At 43.3% G+C, this 1,280-nt stretch carries 2 protein-coding genes; both read left to right on the forward strand.

The window, feature by feature from the left end; all coding sequences use genetic code 11:
* The first annotated feature begins 91 nt into the window (after nt 1-91).
* On the forward strand, nt 92-388 hold the full coding sequence (locus tag AC1DVJ_RS31005) for a transposase (protein ID WP_477596784.1): 297 nt from the start codon (nt 92-94) through the stop codon (nt 386-388).
* Nucleotides 389-399: 11 nt separating this feature from the next.
* Complete coding sequence (locus AC1DVJ_RS31010) at nt 400-1,260, forward strand: IS3 family transposase (protein WP_477596786.1); 861 nt, start codon at nt 400-402, stop codon at nt 1,258-1,260.
* The last annotated feature ends 20 nt before the right edge of the window (nt 1,261-1,280 follow it).

Genomic DNA, 1,280 nt, shown 5'->3' on the forward strand with positions numbered 1-1,280 from the left:
TGCTCTTAGAATTTGCTCTTAGAATTAATAGTGGACGTCTCTTAGTGTAGAAGTAATAATAATCATAACTATAACTAAGAGGTGTCTGTCCATGAGCGATTCAAGACAACGATATAATGAAACTTTCAAACGTGAAGCTGTAAAGTATGTGCAAGAGCAGACTAAATCTTTAGAGCATATCGCGGATGAATTGAACATCAATCCTGGTACCCTACGAAACTGGTTGGGGAAATACCGGGAGTTTGATCATGAACCTGTTAACAAAGTGGAAAACCTCCGCGAACAGTCGCAGCTCATTGACGACCAGAAACGGGAAATCGAAGATCTGAAGGAAGAGATCGCGATCCTAAAAAAGGTCATGCACATCTTCAGCAAAGAAAGGAACTGAGATTTCAGTTCATTGAAGATCATCGCTCCGAGTTTCGATTGGAGAAGATGTGCAGCGTGCTAAAGGTATCCAGGAGCGGATATTACAAATGGCGAACAGCAGAAGACTCTAAGCAATGCAAGCGCAAAGAGGAACTAACGGATCGTATTAAATGGCACTTTCAATTCACGTATGAAATCTATGGTAGCCCGCGAATACACAAAGAGCTTTTAAAGGAAGGCTTGTGTGTATCGGAACGGACGGTCGGCCTCATTATGCGTGAGCAAGGGCTACGCTCCTGTATGGCACGTAAATTTAGAGTTCAAACAACAGATTCAAATCACGAGCAGCCGATTGCTCCAAATATTCTTCAGCAAGATTTTGCCGCATCAAAGCCAAATGAAAAGTGGGTAGCAGATATTACTTACATTCCATGTCGCCAAGGAAAAATGTATCTTGCAAGTATCCTAGACCTATACACGAAGCAAATTGTAGGGTGGAAACTAAGCGACCGAATGACAACAGACCTCGTCTTAGATGCACTAAAACAGGCTCATAGCACGAAAAAACCTGGGAAAGACCTGATCCACCATTCTGACCGAGGTTCCCAATACGCCTCCAAAGAGTACCGCAAACAGCTTGAAGACTATGAAATAACGCCCAGCATGAGTCGTAAAGGCAACTGTTATGACAATGCCTGTATCGAGGCTTTTCATAGCATCTTGAAGCGTGAATTCATCTACAGCAACCCCAAATTCAAGACGAAACTAGAAGCCCAGCAGAAGCTGTACCGATATCTTGAGTTCTTTTACAACCGGACAAGATCGAATAGCACGATTGGCTACATATCTCCAGCGCTCTTTGAGCAGCTGTATTACCAACGGGTGGTTTAACTAAGCGACGTCCACTTTCT

It is taken from the genome of Paenibacillus sp. P4_A9, assembly GCF_056402415.1.